14 protein-coding genes and 1 tRNA gene are annotated in these 15,559 nt (G+C 68.1%); 8 read left to right on the plus strand and 7 right to left on the minus strand.

What is annotated here, in order from left to right; translation table 11 throughout:
• Nucleotides 1-80: 80 nt before the first annotated feature.
• The 3 genes from egtB to egtD are packed head-to-tail and all read left to right on the plus strand — an operon-like array spanning nt 81 to nt 3,225.
• A complete protein-coding gene (gene egtB, locus ACFTS5_RS26730; protein ID WP_378636051.1) occupies nt 81-1,415 on the plus strand; it encodes an ergothioneine biosynthesis protein EgtB in 1,335 nt (444 codons plus the stop codon).
• Nucleotides 1,415-2,257 (plus strand): ergothioneine biosynthesis protein EgtC, encoded by an 843-nt coding sequence (egtC, locus tag ACFTS5_RS26735; RefSeq protein WP_378636054.1) that lies wholly within the window; start codon nt 1,415-1,417, stop codon nt 2,255-2,257. Before egtB ends, egtC begins: the two co-directional genes overlap by 1 nt.
• Nucleotides 2,254-3,225, plus strand: coding sequence for an L-histidine N(alpha)-methyltransferase (gene egtD / locus ACFTS5_RS26740; RefSeq protein WP_378636056.1), 972 nt, complete (start codon nt 2,254-2,256; stop codon nt 3,223-3,225). Before egtC ends, egtD begins: the two co-directional genes overlap by 4 nt.
• A 113-nt stretch (nt 3,226-3,338) precedes the next feature.
• On the opposite strand, the gene ACFTS5_RS26745 is transcribed toward egtD, so the two are convergent.
• From ACFTS5_RS26745 to ACFTS5_RS26770, 6 genes are all read right to left on the minus strand, one after another.
• Nucleotides 3,339-3,713: a hypothetical protein gene (locus ACFTS5_RS26745; RefSeq protein WP_378636058.1), complete on the minus strand. Its 375-nt coding sequence runs from the start codon at nt 3,711-3,713 to the stop codon at nt 3,339-3,341.
• Between the two features lie 65 nt (nt 3,714-3,778).
• Nucleotides 3,779-4,444, minus strand: a complete 666-nt coding sequence (locus ACFTS5_RS26750) for a DUF2461 domain-containing protein (protein ID WP_378636060.1) — start codon at nt 4,442-4,444, stop codon at nt 3,779-3,781.
• An 87-nt stretch (nt 4,445-4,531) separates the two neighbouring features.
• On the minus strand, nt 4,532-5,158 hold the full coding sequence (locus ACFTS5_RS26755; protein WP_378636063.1) for a hypothetical protein: 627 nt from the start codon (nt 5,156-5,158) through the stop codon (nt 4,532-4,534).
• A 214-nt stretch (nt 5,159-5,372) separates the two neighbouring features.
• Nucleotides 5,373-6,353, minus strand: a complete 981-nt coding sequence (locus ACFTS5_RS26760; protein WP_056813833.1) for a ribose-phosphate diphosphokinase — start codon at nt 6,351-6,353, stop codon at nt 5,373-5,375.
• Nucleotides 6,350-7,840: a bifunctional UDP-N-acetylglucosamine diphosphorylase/glucosamine-1-phosphate N-acetyltransferase GlmU gene (gene glmU, locus ACFTS5_RS26765; protein WP_378636066.1), complete on the minus strand. Its 1,491-nt coding sequence runs from the start codon at nt 7,838-7,840 to the stop codon at nt 6,350-6,352. The genes ACFTS5_RS26760 and glmU overlap by 4 nt, the downstream gene beginning before the upstream one ends.
• A gap of 91 nt (nt 7,841-7,931) precedes the next feature.
• Nucleotides 7,932-8,002, minus strand: a tRNA-Gln gene (locus ACFTS5_RS26770).
• Between the two features lie 227 nt (nt 8,003-8,229).
• On the opposite strand from ACFTS5_RS26770, the gene ACFTS5_RS26775 reads away from it, so the two are divergent.
• Entirely contained in the window at nt 8,230-8,868 is a 639-nt protein-coding gene (locus tag ACFTS5_RS26775) for a TetR/AcrR family transcriptional regulator (protein WP_378636068.1), read from the plus strand.
• Nucleotides 8,869-9,028: 160 nt separating this feature from the next.
• Entirely contained in the window at nt 9,029-9,676 is a 648-nt protein-coding gene (locus ACFTS5_RS26780; protein ID WP_358071707.1) for a TetR/AcrR family transcriptional regulator, read from the plus strand.
• Between the two features lies 1 nt (nt 9,677).
• On the opposite strand, the gene ACFTS5_RS26785 is transcribed toward ACFTS5_RS26780, so the two are convergent.
• Nucleotides 9,678-10,301 carry a TIGR03085 family metal-binding protein gene (locus ACFTS5_RS26785; protein ID WP_378636071.1) on the minus strand — a complete coding sequence of 208 codons (624 nt, stop codon included), beginning with the start codon at nt 10,299-10,301 and terminating at the stop codon, nt 9,678-9,680.
• Nucleotides 10,302-10,518: 217 nt separating this feature from the next.
• Between ACFTS5_RS26785 and mfd the strand changes: the two genes are divergently transcribed.
• The 3 genes from mfd (at nt 10,519) to ACFTS5_RS26800 (ending at nt 15,526) form a co-directional block, all read left to right on the plus strand.
• A complete protein-coding gene (gene mfd, locus ACFTS5_RS26790) occupies nt 10,519-14,133 on the plus strand; it encodes a transcription-repair coupling factor (protein WP_378636075.1) in 3,615 nt (1,204 codons plus the stop codon).
• A gap of 8 nt (nt 14,134-14,141) precedes the next feature.
• Entirely contained in the window at nt 14,142-14,837 is a 696-nt protein-coding gene (locus ACFTS5_RS26795; protein ID WP_378636077.1) for a MazG family protein, read from the plus strand.
• A gap of 203 nt (nt 14,838-15,040) precedes the next feature.
• A complete protein-coding gene (locus ACFTS5_RS26800; RefSeq protein ID WP_378636080.1) occupies nt 15,041-15,526 on the plus strand; it encodes a hypothetical protein in 486 nt (161 codons plus the stop codon).
• The last annotated feature ends 33 nt before the right edge of the window (nt 15,527-15,559 follow it).

Consider the following 15,559-nt stretch of genomic DNA (forward strand, 5'->3'; position numbering starts at 1 on the left):
TCGCCGCCGGCCGCCCGTGGCCGGCATGCCGCTGTTCTTCTGTCCGAAGTCGTTGCCGACCTGTCTGTTTCGGAGCTCTCGTGACTCTTTCCGCCCCCGCCGACCACAGTGACCGCGACCGGACGCGGGCCCGCATCGCCGAGGTCCTGTCGCGTGCTCGCCGCCGCACCGCCCTGCTCACCGAGGCCGTGGACGAAGCCGATCTCGTCGCGCAGCATTCGCCGCTGATGTCGCCGCTGGTCTGGGACCTGGCGCATATCGGGAACCAGGAAGAGCTGTGGCTGGTGCGCGATGTCGGCGGCCGCGATGCGGTGCGAGCCGATATCGACGAGCTCTACGACGCGTTCAAGCACGCCAGGTCGAACCGGCCCGCGTTGCCGCTGCTCAACCCCGAGCAGGCGCGCGGCTACGTCGGCTCGGTGCGCGAAAAGGTCCTCGACGTCCTCGATTCCAGTGATCTGTCCGGTAATCCGCTGGTGGACAACGGTTTCGCATTCGGCATGATCGCTCAGCACGAACAGCAGCACGACGAGACCATGCTCGCCACCCATCAATTGCGAATCGGCGCGCCGGTCCTGTCAGCGCCGCCCGCCCCGGTCGCCCAGGTGTCGGCAGGTGGCGAAGTCATCCTTCCCGCAGGCGAATTCCTGATGGGGACCTCGGCCGATCCGTGGGCGCTGGACAACGAACGCCCCGCCCATCCGGTGCACGTCGACGGCTTCGCGATCGATGTCGCGCCGGTGACCAACGGGCAGTTCCTCGCCTTCCTCGACGACGGGGGCTACGACCGGTCCGAGCTGTGGTCGGAGCGTGGCTGGGCGCACCGCAGGGAGGCCGGCCTGGTCGCTCCGCAGTTCTGGGAGCGCGACGGTGACGGGTGGACGCGCACGGCATTCGGCGTCCGCACCCCGCTGCGGCTCGATCAGCCGGTGGTGCATGTGTGCTGGTTCGAGGCCGAGGCCTTCGCGCGGTGGGCGGGCAAGCGCTTGCCGACCGAGGCCGAATGGGAGAAGGCGGCTCGCTTCGACCCGGAAACCGGTGTGTCCCGGCGCTATCCGTGGGGCGAGGACCAACCGGACGCGCACCTGGCCAACCTCGGCCAGCGACACCTGGAACCAGCCGAGATCGGCGCCTATCCGGCCGGTGCGTCGGCCACCGGCGTGCACCAGCTCATCGGCGACGTCTGGGAATGGTGCTCCTCGGGTTTCGAGGCCTACCCCGGGTTCCGCGCGTTCCCCTACCGCGAATACTCGGAGGTCTTCTTCGGCGGCGACTACCGCATCCTGCGCGGCGGATCCTTCGGCACCGACGAGGTCGCCTGCCGCGCCACCTTCCGCAACTGGGATCACCCGATCCGGCGGCAGATCTTCGCCGGGTTCCGGCTCGCCCGAGATCTGCGCGAGGACGAACTCTGATGTGTAGGCACCTCGGTTACGTCGGCCCACCGGTGGGGGTCGGCGAGCTGATTCTGCGTGGCCCCCACTCGCTCTATACCCAGTCCTGGGCGCCGGTCGACATGCGCGCGGGCGGCACCATCAACGCCGACGGCTTCGGCGTGGCCTGGTGGCGCCGCGCCGATGTGGGAACGGAGGGCGCCCGCGACGCGGTAACCCGCTACCGCAACCACGCCCCGATCTGGACCGACCCCGCCGTCGCCGAGGTGCTCGGGCAGCTCGAATCCCGTTCGGTCGTCGCCGCCGTGCGCTCGGCCACCGTCGGCATGCCGGTGGAGCGTTCGGCCTGCGCGCCTTTCACCGACGAACACTGGGCCTTCAGCCACAACGGCGTCGTCCCGGACTGGCGAACCACGCTCGTCGCCGTCGTCGCCGACCTGCGTGAAGTCTGCACCACCGCAACGCTGTTCGATTCACCCGCGGTCCTGCTGCGGGCGGAGGCGCTCACCGATTCCGCCGCGCTGTGGGTGCTGCTGCGGGGCCTGCTCGGGGCGATCGACCCCGCCGGCCCCGTCACCTCCCCGGCCGACGCCCTCCAGCTGCTGGTCGTGACCGTTCTCCGGTATCAGCCGAGCGCTCGCCTGAACCTGTTGCTCGGCAACGGAATCCAGCTGTGGGCCACCACCTGCTGGCACGCGCTGTCGGTGCTCGTCACCGACGACTACGCCGTGCTCTCGTCCGAACCCTACGACGCGGACCCACGCTGGCAATCCGTCGTCGACCACCAACTGGTCACCGCCACACCCGGCCACTGCACCATCACCGCACTCGAACTCCCCGCTACCGAAAGGGTCCGTTCATGACCGCGCCGCTGCTGGACATCCACCTCACCGACGACGATCTCACCGCGGCCTTGCGCACCGACGCCCGCACCGGTCTGACCGCCGACCCGAAGTCGCTGCCGCCCAAGTGGTTCTACGACGCACGCGGTAGCGAGCTCTTCGAACGGATCACCGAACTGCCCGAGTACTACCCGACCCGCACCGAGCGAGCCCTGCTCGAGCGGGTCGTCGGTGAGATCGCCGCGGCCGCTCGCGCCGAGGTGCTGGTGGAGCTCGGCTCGGGCTCGGCCGCCAAGACCCGGCTGCTGCTGGATGCGCTCACCGCCGAAGGTTCGCTGAAAACCTATGTTCCGCAGGATGTCTCGGCCTCGGCGCTGCGGGGCGCGGCCGCCGAGATCGCGGCGGAGTACCCGAACCTGTCCGTGCACGGCGTGGTCAGCGACTTCACCGACACCCTGCACAACCTGCCCCGCGGTGGCCGCCGCATGATCGCCTTCCTCGGCGGCACCATCGGCAACCTGGTCCCCGCCGAGCGCGCCGAATTCCTGGCGGGCATCAACGAGGTCCTCGAACCCGGCGAGTTGCTCCTGCTCGGCGCGGGCCTGGTCATCGACCCGGCGATCCTGGTCCCCGCCTACGACGACGCCGCGGGCGTCACCGCCGAATTCAACCGCAACGTCCTGCACGTCCTCAACAACCGTCTCGACGCCGACTTCGCCCCCGAGAAATTCGACCACGTCGCCCGCTGGGACGCCGAGAACGAGTGGATCGAAATGCGCCTGCGCGCCACCGAGGCGATGACAGCCACCGTCGCCGGCCTGAACCTCACCGTCGACTTCGCCGCGGGCGAAGAGATGCGCACCGAGATCTCCGCCAAATTCCGTCCCGATTCCCTCGCCGCCGAACTGCACCGAGCCGGCTTCACCCCCACGCACACCTGGACCGACCCCGACAATCGCTTCATCTTGTCCCTGTCCGAACGCCGCTGAGTCCTGGCTCCGGCCACGAAAAGCGCGCCGGCGGTCAGGTCAGGAGGGCGACAACCGAGCGGTCACGACAAGCGGGGTGCGTCGGCGGTGACGTCATCGAGCGGGACGTGTGGTCAGAGGTCGAGCTCGTCGGCGAGGTATTCGCCGCTGGTGAGGTTCTCGTCGCCCTCCAGGTCCTTTTCGACGCCTTCCTCGCCGTTGACGGCGTCGTCGTCGAAGAGGTCGCCGTCGACATCGTCGTCGCCGACCACGCGCATCGCGCCTACCTCGGCGGGGCGTTCGTCCTCTGCCATCGCCTCCTGGCGGGACCCGCGCTCGGTGTACTCCTCGGAGACTTCCTCGTTGATGCCGAGGAAGCCGTCGGCGTCGGCTTCGTGATTGCGGATCACGTAGTCGGCCGGTGGGTCTTCCACATAGCGTTCGTATTCGACGATGTCGTCGGCTTGATCGTCATCGCCCATGTCCATGTCCAACGGTTCACGGCTCATGGTTTCCAGTATCGGCCTCCGACGGCCGTCCGTCACGAACCACGCCCGGGCCGGGCGGTCGCCGGCTACGGGCGTCTGCCGCTGGTGTCCTCCGGGACGCCTTGGAGGACGGCGGCGAACCATTCGACGAGCGGCCGCAGGTCGTTCCAGGCGCGGCGGATCTCGGTGGCCGCGGCCGGGGTGGTGAGCCACTCCGGTGCGCCGAACTCGCGGTGCACGGTCAGTGATTTGTGGCGCAGCAGGTCGATGCGCGGATGGTCGATGGCGTAGCCCTTCGGCTTGGTTTTGAGCTTGTCGCCGCCGAGGGTGAAACCGGCCGCCGTCGTCGCGGCCAGGATCTTCTCCAGCTCCGCGCCGCGCACCTCGTCGTCGATCGTGGCCCGCAGGACCGCCAAGGCGGTGGGCGAGGGCCGGAAGCAGCCGCCCGCGATGAACAGTCCCGCCGCCCCGATCTGCACGTACCAGCCGACGCCGGGCGACACTCCCGCCACCGCACCCTGGTGGGTTTTGTAGGGCAGTTTGTCGGCCGAGAATCGGACGTCACGGTAGGGCCGAAAGATCTTGGCCTGTCCGAATTCCGCCGCCAGTTCGGCGGCGAGCGCGACCATCGGTGCGCGCACGGCCTCGTCGTAGATGTGTTTGTGCGCGTTCCAGAAGGCCTTCGAGTTGTCGGCCTCCAGGTCTTCGTAGAAGTCGAGTCCGGCGAGCGGGAATCCGGTGAAAGCGTCCATCGGTGCGGCGTTTCTCAGTTCTGTTCGGGGACGGGGGCGGCGTGGCGACCGGGCCGGCTACCGCCTACCAGTATCGCCCGCCGAGGCTCAAACCCCGCCGATCAGTGCCACGAACACGAGAACCAGAACCGCGGCCAGCGCCGCGATGGCCCCATTGGCGATCGCCGCCCACTTGCCCATCGGCTCACCCTTGGCATGTCCGACCAGCCCGAGCACGACTCCCGTCGGCGCGGTCACGAGCACAGGCAGCCCGCACAGCATCACCCCACCGAGCACCGACGCCGCGACACAGCAGAAGCTGATGATCGACCACACCGGCGTGCTGTCCCGGTAGCCGTACCCCGGCGGAGGCGGCGACGGGAACTGCCCCGGGTATTGCGGCGCTCCGTAAGGTGCCCGACCAGGCGGCGGATAGCCCGGAGCGGGATATATCGGCGCGGCATTGCCGACAGCGGGATAGCCGGGCGCGGGAAACATCGGCCCGGGCGGTGGCGGCGGATACGGCGGCAACTCGACAGCCGGATTCGCGACCCCAGCCCAGGGCTGCGCGGCGGGCGGTGGGGGATACGGCACCGCATCACCCGGGGTTACCGGAGCGGCGATCCCACCCCATGGTTCCCCGCCCGCCGGATCAGCCACCTCCGGCGCGTCCTGCACCCGCGGCACAACCTGATCCTTACCGAGTTCGACCCGCCGCTCCGGCTCAGTCCCCATGCCGCCCCCTGTCACGTCCCGCACTACGACAGGACCACCATGCACCAAAGACCAGCCGGTGCGCCATTGTCCGAGGACAAACGCACCGACTGGTCTCGAGAGAACATGGGTAACTCACCGGGCACGAGCTAACCCTCAACCTCTGAAGGCTTGCCGCGTCCCCAACCCACCCCGCGCCTCAGTCTGGCCAAAAGTCACGGAGAGGCGAAACAGCTCAAGCGTTGCCGTTGAACAGGCCCGTGACCGAGCCGTTCTCGAAGACCTCGCGGATGGTGCGGGCCAGCAGCGGCGCGATCGACAGCACGGTCAGCGTCGGGAACTTCTTGTCCTCGCTGATCGGCAGCGTGTTGGTGATGACGACTTCCCTGGCGCCACAGTTGGCGAGGCGCTCGGCGGCCGGATCGCTGAGCACACCGTGGGTGGCCGCGATGATCACGTCGCCCGCGCCGGCTTCCTTGAGGACCTTCACCGCGCCGGCGATGGTGCCACCGGTGTCGATCATGTCGTCGATCAGCACGCAGGTGCGGCCTTCGACGTCACCGACGACGCGGTTGGACTTCACCTGGTTGGGCACCAGCGGGTCGCGGGTCTTGTGGATGAACGCCAGCGGCGTGCCACCGAGCGCGTCGGCCCACTTCTCGGCGACCTTCACGCGGCCCGCGTCGGGGGAGACGACCGCGAGGTTGTCCGACGGGTAGTTGGTGCGGATGTAATCCGACAGCTGCACCAGCGCGTGCATGTGATCGACGGGGCCGTCGAAGAAGCCCTGGATCTGGTCGGTGTGCAGGTCGACGCTGATGATGCGGTCGGCACCGGCGGTCTTGAGCAGGTCGGCGACGAGGCGGGCCGAGATCGGCTCGCGGCCGCGGTGCTTCTTGTCCTGGCGCGCGTACGGGTAGAACGGCAGCACCGCGGTGATCCGCTTGGCCGAACCGCGCTTGAGCGCGTCGATCATGATGAGCTGTTCCATCAGCCACTGGTTGAGCGGCGCGGGGAAGCTCTGCAGCACGAAGGCATCGGAACCGCGGACCGACTCCTCGAACCGGACGAAGATCTCACCGTTGGCGAAGTCACGCGCGGTCTGCGGGGTGATGTCGACGTCGAGTTCCTTGGCGACCTGCTCGGCCAGCTCAGGATGTGACCGGCCGGCGAAGAGCATCAAGTTCTTCTGGTTGTCGATCGAGAACGCGGTCACTGCTGGTTGCCATCCTTTTGCTCGATTGTCTTCGAAGACGTCTCGTCTGCCGCGATGGCTTCCGCCGCCGCGCGCGCCGCAGCGGTTCCTGGACGGTAGCGCTGCACCCAGTTTTCAAAAGTGCGCTGTGGCCCACCCGACACAGCAAGTGCACCCGGTGGAACGCTTCTGCGCAGTACAGTACCCGCACCCGTATAGGCTCCGTCACCCACGGTGACCGGCGCGATGAACATGGTGTCGCTACCTGTTCGCACATGGGAACCAACCACGGTGTGGTGCTTGTTCACTCCGTCATAGTTCACAAAAACGCTGGAAGCGCCGATGTTGCTGTACTCGCCGATCGTCGCGTCGCCGACGTAGGTGAGGTGGGGCACCTTCGAGTGCGCGCCGATCGAGGCGTTCTTGGTCTCGACGAACGCGCCGAGTTTGCCTTCCTCGCCCACGACGGTGCCGGGGCGGAGGTAGCTGAACGGGCCGATGGACGCGCCGTCGCCGATCTGAGCGTGCGTCCCGTGCGTTCGGATCACACTCGCGCCGACTCCGACGAGCACGTCGGTGAGCGTGGTGTCGGGCCCGATCTCGGCGTCCTCGCCGATCTCGGTGCTGCCGAAGAGCTGGGTGCCGGGCCGCAGCACGGCGTCGCGCCCGATCCGCACACTCGCGTCGATCCAGGTGGTCGCCGGGTCGATGATGGTGACGCCCGCGCGCATGTGCCGTTCGAGAATGTAGCGATTGAGGGTGGCGCCGGCCTGCGACAACTGCACCCGGTCGTTCACGCCGGTGACCTTGTTGGAGTCGATCAGCCGCGCGCCGTGTACCGGATGACCGGCTTCGCGGGCCAGCCGCAGCACATCGGTGAGGTAGAGCTCGTGCTGGGCGTTGGCGGTGGACAGCCGCCCGATCATCGTGCGCAGCACGGACGCGTCGAACGCGTAGACGCCGGAGTTGACCTCTTTGATCTTGGCCTGTTCCGGGGTGGCGTCGGCGTGCTCCACGATCTCGGCGACCTGACCGTCGTCGTCGCGCACGATCCGGCCGTAACCGTTGGCGTCGTCGGGCACGAAGGTCAGCACCGTCACGGCGGGCCGTTCGGCGTAGCTGCGGTGCTCGTCGAGCAGCGCGGACAGAGTGTGCCCGTCGAGCAGCGGCACATCGGCCGAAGTGACGAGAAGGTCGCCGTCGAAGTCCGTGGGGATCGAACCCAGTGCGCACTGCACCGCGTGTCCGGTTCCGAGCTGCTGCTCCTGCACCGCGCACACGATCTCGCGGCCGAGTTCCTTACCCACGTCCGCGACGGCGGCTCCGACCTTCTCCCGGTCGTGCCCGACAACGGTGATCAGGTGGGTCGGATCGATCTCGACGGCGGCGTGCAGCGCGTGCGAGAGCATCGACCGGCCTGCTAACGGGTGCAGCACTTTCGGAGTCTTCGACCGCATTCGCGTCCCAGCACCTGCTGCGAGAACGACGACGGCGGTCTGCGGTGGCATGGATCTCCCTCGGCTGCCTGTCAGCGAGTGCTGTGGCGGGTTCGGTCGGTAGATGGTGCGGGCCGACGATACGTCACTGTGTGTCCGTGTGCTCCGCCGCCAGGACTCGAACCTGAACTATCTGAACCAAAATCAGAGGTGCTGCCATTACACTACGGCGGATCGCCACACCAGTGGGCTCTCGGAGCCCACCACTGTGCTACGGCACGCCAGTGATCCTCGCACACGATCCCGCCCTCGGGCGAATCTTGTGTACGCCTGTCGCGTCCGTGCTCGGACGCCGTTGTTAGCCTTCTGGAACGCACGTACTGATTTCTCGTGAGTCGAAACGCGGAGAGGCGGGGGCACGCATGTCGTCCAGTGAGCCGGGGCGGGCCACCAGGCCCAGGATGACGGGTACGCAGCGCAGGCAGCAGTTGATCGAGATCGGCCGCGCATTGTTCGCGGAGCGGGGGTACGACGCGACATCGATCGAGGAGATCGCGCAGCGGGCGCAGGTGTCGAAGCCGGTGGTCTACGAGCATTTCGGTGGCAAGGAGGGCCTGTACGCGGTGGTCGTCGATCGCGAGATGTCGATGCTGCTGGAGATGGTCACCTCCTCACTCACCCGCAATCGATCGCGGGTGCGATTAGAGCAGGTGGCGCTGGCCTTGCTCACCTATATCGAGGAGCGGACCGACGGTTTTCGGATCCTGGTCCGCGACCAGCCCGCCGCCAACTCCGACGGGCGCTACTCGAGCCTGCTCAACGAGGCCGTGAACCAGGTGGCCCATCTGCTCGCCGGTGATTTCGGCCGTCGCGATCTCGATACCAGCCTCGCCCCGCTCTACGCCCAGGCTCTGGTCGGCATGGTCTCGACCACCGCCACGTGGTGGCTCGACGAGCGCACCCCACCCAAAGAGGTGGTCGCGGCGCACCTGGTCAACCTGTGTTGGAACGGTTTGAGTCATTTGGAAGCCGAACCGGGGCTCAGCTCCGAATGGAATACGGGGACTGCGCCGACCAGCGGTGGGGTAACCGGACGTTAGCGCAAGCAGCGTGGACCGAATCCATGATTCGGCTGCCACTTTGCCGCCTGGTGGTACGGTTCACCCATCCTTTTGGGTGCTGCCGGGCGGTATGTCGAGCAAATTTCGGGATGTCGGTCTACTTCAGGATGGCTGGATTATTGGATGACAGGCGGATCTGATGGCTAGGCAAGCACGCGCGGAGATCACCCGCGACTCCGTCCTTGCTGGCGCTGCCGATGTCTTTCTCCGTTTGGGCTACGCCAACGCGAGCCTCAGCGAAATCATCGCGCAGTCCAATGTGACCAAGGGCGCCTTGTACTTTCACTTCGGCTCCAAGGAGGAGCTGGCCAGGGCGGTGGTCGATCAGGGCAACGAGCGCCTGACCGGATCCTGTCAGGGTTTCTTCGATTCCCGGGTGCCCGCGCTGGAGGCGGCCGTCGGGATCACCTATGTGGTGGCCGATCTGTCGATGAACGATCCGATGGTGGGCGCGATGCTCAAGCTCACCCATCAGATCGGTGACTATCGCGGCGCGCAGGGCGACAACATCGCCAAGACCTGGGGCGAGACCTACCGGTTGCTGTCGGAGCGGGCCATCGCCCAGGGCGACCTGATCGCCGACCTCGATCCCGAGGTGGTCGGTGTGCTGCTCCAGGAGCTCACCGCGGGCGTGCACATCGTCGCGGTCGGCACCGAGTCGATGGAGCAGATGGCGGCGCGGATGGAGCGGGCCTGGTACTTCCTGCTGCCCTCGCTGGTGCCGCCGGAGAAGCTGTCGTACTTCCGGGAGTTCGCGGCGCGCAGGCTGCGCCGCTACGTCGTCTAGTTCACACGCTGCGGTCGGTGGCGAGCACCGTCCGCACGTCGGCCTCGGGTCCGGTCGGGGTGATCCGGACTTCGTCGCGGCCGAAGGCGTGCAGGAGCAGCTCCGACGGCGTGCCGGTGAGCACCACTTCGGTGCCGTCGCCACGGTGCGCCGTGATCCGGGCTCCCTGCGGCGTCGCGAGGACGACCGGAACCGGTGACTTGCGGTAGGCCGCGCGGGCGACGGCGCGCAGTGCGGTCCACAGGCGGTCCTCGTCGCGCGCCGCCAACTGCCTTGGCTCCCAGCCCGGTTCGGACCTGCGCACGTCTTCGTGGTGGACGAACATCTCGCTGAGATTGGCCACCGCGTCGACCGGGCGCAACGGCGACCACCACGGCGGCCCGGTGCGGACCAGCTCGAGCAGCTCGGCGAACGGCCGCTGCGCGATCTGCGCCTGCTTGGCTTCCAGGTAGCCGGCCATCGGCCGGAAGACGATGCCCACCGACGCGTCGGGCCTGCGTTCGCGGACCACCAGGTGGGCCGCGAGGTCGTGCACCGTCCAGGTGCCGCACAGGGTCGGCGCGGCAGGGCCGGCCTCGGTCATCGTTTCCACGAGGGCGTGGCGTTCACGTCGAGCCAGACTCACGCCTCGACCCTACGCGTGTCGCGGCATCCACGGTGCCGAGCCTGTCGGCGAACAGCAGGCCCCCGGCCGAGCCCCGTCTTCGACACGCTGCTCGACTGTCTGCCGGACCTCGGATTGTTTCGCCGGGGTCAGCCGCGGGCCGACCCCCGGGAATCACTCATCTAGACTTCGAGACGGGCTGCCTCGCCTATCCCGTCTGCGTATTCAGGAGCGAACAATGTCCTCCCTTCGTCCTCCGCTCGCCGGTCTGGCCGAAGTGGTCGCGGGTGACGCCGCGCTGCGGATGGTCACCGACCTGGTCGGCAAATCCGGGGTGGAATTGGTCGCACCATCGGCCGTGCGGCCGTTCGTCGCCGCGACGATCGCCGATCAGCGTCCGCTGGTGGTGGTGACCGCGACCGGTCGCGAGGCCGACGATCTGACCGTGGAACTCACCGAGATGCTCGGCCCGTCGGTCGCCATGTTCCCGTCCTGGGAGACCCTGCCGCACGAACGGCTCTCGCCCGGCCCCGACACGGTCGGGCGCAGGCTCGAGGTACTACGCAGGCTGGCCCATCCCGAAGACCCCGTCTACCCCGAACCGCTGCGGGTCGTGGTCACCACGGTGCGTTCGCTGATGCAGCCGATGACGGCCGGGCTCGGCGATATCGAGCCGGTGGTGCTGCGTGTCGGCGGTGAACACGATTTCGACGAATTGCTCGCTCGCCTGGTGGAATTCGCGTACACCCGCGTCGACATGGTCGGCAAGCGCGGCGAGTTCGCGGTGCGTGGCGGCATCCTCGATCTGTTCGCGCCGACGGCGGATCATCCGGTGCGCGTGGAGTTCTGGGGCGACGAGGTCACCGAGATCCGCCCGTTCTCGGTCGCCGATCAGCGTTCGCTCACCGAGAGCACCGTCGAGACGGTGGTCGCGCCGCCGTGTCGCGAGTTGCTGCTCACCACGCCGGTGCGCGAGCGCGCCACCGCGGTCGCCGCCGACAACGAGGCCGACGCCTCCCTGGTCGAGATGCTGAACAAGATCGCCGAGGGCATCCCCGTCGACGGCATGGAGGCCCTGCTGCCGGTCCTCGCGCCGGGCAAGCTCAGCCTGCTCACCGAGGCGCTGCCCGGGGGCACCCAGTTGCTGCTGTGCGATCCGGAGAAGATCCGCACCCGCGCAGCCGATCTCGTGCGCACCGGCGAGGAGTTCCTCGAAGCCTCATGGACCGCCGCCTCGTTCGGCAGCGACGCGCCGCTGGGCGCCAACGGCCTCGACCTGGCGGCCTCCGGCTACCGCAGCCTGCCCGAATTGCACACCAGCGCAGACGAACTCGGCCTGCCGTGGTGGACGCTGAGCCCGCTCAGCTCCGGCGACCCGATCGAGGTGAACCTGCCGTTGGCCGCCGGGCCCACCGCCCGCGGGTCCGAGGAACTGGTCGCCACCATCTTCGCGTCGCTGCGCGCGCACGTCGCCACCGGTGGCCGCGCGGTCGTCGTGGTCACCGGTCACGGTACGGCGCAGCGTGTGCTGGAACGGCTCGGCGAGGCCGAAGTGCCCGCCGCGTTGCTGCCCGCCGGAGGGGTGCCGGAGCCGGGAGTGGTCGGGGTGCTGTGTGGTTCACTGCACGACGGGCTGATCTTCGACGATGCCGGGCTGGTGGTCGTCGCCGAGTCCGATCTCACCGGCAACCGGGTCACCGCGCCCACCGAGGGCAAGCGGCTGCCCGCCAAGCGCCGCAACCAGGTCGACCCGCTCGCCCTCACCTCGGGCGACATGGTGGTGCACGACCAGCACGGCATCGGCCGGTTCGTCGAGATGATCGAGCGCACCATCGGCGGCGCGCGCCGCGAGTACCTGGTGATCGAATACGCGCCGAGCAAGCGCGGCCAGCCCGGCGACCGTCTGTTCGTGCCGATGGAATCGCTGGACCAGCTCTCCCGCTACGTCGGTGGCGAACTGCCGAGCCTGTCCAAGCTCGGCGGCTCCGACTGGGCGAACACGAAACGCAAGGCGCGCAAGGCCGTTCGCGAGATCGCGGGCGAGCTCGTGCAGCTCTACGCCGCGCGCCAGGCCGCGCCGGGCCACGCCTTCGCCCCGGACACCCCGTGGCAGCAGGAGATGGAGGACGCGTTCGCGTTCACCGAGACCGTCGACCAGATGACCGCCATCACCGACGTGAAGTCGGACATGGAGAAGGCGGTGCCGATGGACCGCGTGGTCTGCGGCGACGTGGGCTACGGCAAGACCGAGATCGCCGTGCGCGCCGCGTTCAAGGCGGTGCAGGACGGCAAGCAGGTCGCCGTGCTGGTGCCCACCACGCTGCTCGCCCAGCAGCATCTGCAGACCTTCACCGAACGTGTCGCGGGCTTCCCGGTGACGGTGAAGGGGCTGTCCCGGTTCACCGATGCCTCGGACTCCAAGGAGATCCTGGCCGGTCTGGCCGACGGCTCGGTCGACATCGTGGTCGGCACCCACCGGCTGTTGCAGACCGGCGTGCGCTGGAAGGACCTCGGCCTGGTGGTGGTCGACGAGGAACAGCGCTTCGGTGTGGAGCACAAGGAACACATCAAGGCGCTGCGCACCCACGTCGACGTGCTCACCATGTCGGCCACTCCGATCCCGCGCACCCTGGAGATGAGCCTGGCCGGTATCCGCGAGATGTCGACCATCCTCACCCCGCCCGAGGAACGTCATCCGGTGCTCACCTATGTGGGCGCCTACAACGACAAGCAGGTCACCGCCGCCATCCGCCGCGAGCTGATGCGCGACGGTCAGGTGTTCTACGTGCACAACCGGGTGTCCTCGATCGACAAGGCCGCCAAGAAGATTCGCGATCTGGTGCCCGAGGCGCGTGTCGTCGTCGCGCACGGCCAGATGAACGAGGACCAGCTCGAGAAGACCGTGCAGGGATTCTGGGAACGCGAGTACGACGTGCTCGTGTGTACCACGATCATCGAGACCGGCCTCGACATCTCCAACGCGAACACGCTGATCGTGGAACGTGCCGATTCCCTCGGACTTTCGCAGTTGCACCAGTTGCGTGGCCGCGTCGGTCGTTCCCGTGAGCGCGGCTACGCGTACTTCCTGTATCCGCCGGAGAAACCGCTCACCGAGACCGCCTACGACCGCCTGGCCACCATCGCGCAGAACTCCGATCTCGGCGCGGGTATGGCTGTGGCGATGAAGGACCTCGAGATCCGTGGCGCGGGCAACGTGCTCGGCGCCGAACAGTCCGGTCACGTCGCCGGCGTCGGCTTCGACCTGTATGTGCGACTGGTCGGCGAGGCCGTGGAGGCCTACCGCGCGGCCGCCGACGGCAAGCCGATCGTCACCGAGGAGAACAAGGAGGTGCGCATCGATCTGCCCGTCGACGCGCACATCCCGCCCGACTACATCGCCAGCGACCGGCTGCGGCTCGAGGGCTACCGCAAACTCGCCTCCGCCCAGGACGATTCGGCCCTGGCCGCAGTCGTCGAGGAGCTCGTCGACCGCTACGGCCCGCTGCCGGTGGAGGTCGGGCGACTGGTGGCGGTGGCCAAGCTGCGCCTGCTCGCGCGCGAGTACGACGTGTCCGAGATCGTGGTCACCGGCTCGTCGCTCAAGATCGCCCCGCTGAATCTTCCTGATTCCAAACAACTTCGGCTCAAGCGCATCTACCCCGCGGCCAACTATCGCCCGGCGAGCGGGCTGATCACCTTGCCGCTGCCCCGGATCACCGACAGTGTCGGCGCCGACCGGGTGCGCGACGTGGCAGTGCTGCAATTCGTCGCCGATCTTCTGCTGGTGCTGGACGGTAAACCCCAGGGGATGGTGGATCTTTCGGTGCCGACGGAAGCCGCGGCGGCGCGATGAGCCAGGAGATGTCCCAGGAACAGGCCGACACCGCGGTCGTCGCCGCGGGACTGTCCGACGCCGTCGAGGTGATGGATCGCCTCTGGCATTTCGGCGGCTGGGAGCGCACCCAAACTCACGAGTCGCTGCGCCCCTATCTCCTCGAGGAGACCTACGAACTCCTCGACGCAATCCAGGCGGGCGACGCCGAAACCATCAAGGAAGAACTCGGCGACCTGCTGTTGCAGGTGCTGTTCCACTCCCGAATCGCCGAACACGCGGGCGAGTTCACCGTCGACGACGTGGCAGCGACCCTGGTCGGCAAACTCGTCCATCGCAGTCCCTACCTCACCGATGCCGATTTCTCCTCGGGTACCTCGGTGGCCGCCAAGATCGCGGCGCAGGAAAAGGCGTGGGAGGAGCGCAAATCCGCGGAGAAGGCCCGGCGCTCCTGCCTCGACGGCATCGCCATGGCCCAGCCCGCCCTCGCTCTGGCCGAGAAGATCCGCACCCGCAGCGCCAACGCGGGTCTGCCCGCCGATCTCGTCCCGGACACTCTGCGCGTGGTGGAACTGGGCGGTCCTGATTCGGCCGAGGAACGGCTCCGCACAGCGGCCGTCGACTTCGCCACCGCCATCCGCGCCGCCGAGGACGCCGCCGAAGCCGAACGAGGCGCTCGGTCGCCGCTCAGCGCGGATGACTGGCACATCTTCTGGCCGCGCTGAGCAACCCTCGCCGACCGTGTCGGCTACCGCTGAGCTAACGACGCTTCGCGGGTGCCGGCGCACGGCGTCGGCGGCTGAGACGTTGCTGAGATCTTGTGGACAATCGTGCGCGCGCCAGCGGGCAAGGGCCACACAGCTTTAGACTCGAAGCAGCTCGCCGTCCGCGGCGGGGCAGGGGTCCGGCGATCGTCGAGGTGAGGTTGATGGGTACAGAGGTAGATCCGGCGGGACAGGATGTGATGACCGACCACCCTGAGCTGGACGTGTTGCCGGTATGGCCGCAGGAAACCATCGCGGTGCTGGTGACCACCGATGCGGGGCCGCACGCGATCCCGGTGTCGTGGCCGGTGCGCGCGGGTGACCGGCGGATTCTCCTCAGTTTGAAGTCCGATCGCGGGTCGCTGGCGCGATTGCGGGCACAGCCGGAGGTGGCGTTGCTGATTCTGGGTGGCGGCAATGTGGCGCTGTGCGCGCGCGGCCGGGCGACTGTCATCGCCGAGCAGATGCCGTCGGCGCAGGATTACACCGCGGTGCAGCTGGACGTCGACGTGATCGACGACCATCGACAGTCCGCGTTCGCCGTCGACCGTGGCATCCAGCGCACCGTCCTCGACGACACCGAATTGCGGGCGCTCGAGGGTCGGGTCGAGACCCTGCGATCCTGGGCCGACAACGGGCCCGCAGCGTAAGTTCCTCTACGGCACACCATCTGGACAGAAGGG

The sequence above is a fragment of the Nocardia sp. NPDC056952 genome (assembly GCF_042674185.1).
GTDB lineage: Bacteria > Actinomycetota > Actinomycetes > Mycobacteriales > Mycobacteriaceae > Nocardia.

Coding starts and splice junctions, on each gene's coding strand:
- ACFTS5_RS26750 (WP_378636060.1), bottom strand. CDS start 4,444: ATGGACGCTTTCACCGGATTCCCGCTCGCCGGACTCGACTTCTACGAA.
- ACFTS5_RS26775 (WP_378636068.1), top strand. CDS start 8,230: ATGACGGGTACGCAGCGCAGGCAGCAGTTGATCGAGATCGGCCGCGCA.
- ACFTS5_RS26800 (WP_378636080.1), top strand. CDS start 15,041: ATGGGTACAGAGGTAGATCCGGCGGGACAGGATGTGATGACCGACCAC.
- egtC (WP_378636054.1), top strand. CDS start 1,415: ATGTGTAGGCACCTCGGTTACGTCGGCCCACCGGTGGGGGTCGGCGAG.
- egtD (WP_378636056.1), top strand. CDS start 2,254: ATGACCGCGCCGCTGCTGGACATCCACCTCACCGACGACGATCTCACC.
- ACFTS5_RS26755 (WP_378636063.1), bottom strand. CDS start 5,158: ATGGGGACTGAGCCGGAGCGGCGGGTCGAACTCGGTAAGGATCAGGTT.
- ACFTS5_RS26795 (WP_378636077.1), top strand. CDS start 14,142: ATGTCCCAGGAACAGGCCGACACCGCGGTCGTCGCCGCGGGACTGTCC.
- glmU (WP_378636066.1), bottom strand. CDS start 7,840: ATGCCACCGCAGACCGCCGTCGTCGTTCTCGCAGCAGGTGCTGGGACG.
- ACFTS5_RS26745 (WP_378636058.1), bottom strand. CDS start 3,713: ATGAGCCGTGAACCGTTGGACATGGACATGGGCGATGACGATCAAGCC.
- ACFTS5_RS26780 (WP_358071707.1), top strand. CDS start 9,029: ATGGCTAGGCAAGCACGCGCGGAGATCACCCGCGACTCCGTCCTTGCT.
- mfd (WP_378636075.1), top strand. CDS start 10,519: ATGTCCTCCCTTCGTCCTCCGCTCGCCGGTCTGGCCGAAGTGGTCGCG.